We start from the raw sequence: 401 nt of genomic DNA, 5'->3' as shown, positions 1-401 counted from the left end.
CCCCCGTTGAGGTTGTGGATTTTATCATTCATTCTGTTGATGATGTGTTGCGCAATGAATTTGGAAAAAGCTTGGGATCACGTGGTGTTTCTATTCTTGATCCTTTCACTGGAACGGGTACCTTTATCACAAGGCTTTTACAATCTGGACTGATCAAACCAGAAGATATGGAATATAAATTCCGTCATGACATTCATGCCAATGAGATTGTTTTACTTGCCTATTACATAGCAGCGATTAACATTGAAACGACCTATCATAGTCTTATGAAAGGAGAGTATATTCCCTTCAAGCATATTGGTTTGGCTGATACCTTTCAGATGCTTGAAGCGAAAGATTTGCTGCGAGGTGTATTCAAAGAAAACAGTGATTATTTAGAACTTCAGAAAAAGCTTGATATT

Annotated in this window: 1 protein-coding gene; it reads left to right on the top strand. The window is 37.7% G+C overall.

The genetic code is table 11. The features are described from left to right. A partial coding sequence (locus tag BN338_RS09695; protein ID WP_039761802.1) for a hypothetical protein occupies positions 1-401 on the top strand: 401 nt, incomplete at both ends.

It is taken from the genome of Bartonella queenslandensis AUST/NH15, assembly GCF_000312585.1.
GTDB classification, from domain to species: Bacteria; Pseudomonadota; Alphaproteobacteria; order Rhizobiales; family Rhizobiaceae; genus Bartonella; species Bartonella queenslandensis_A.
This window is presented reverse-complemented; position numbering and strand designations above follow the sequence as displayed.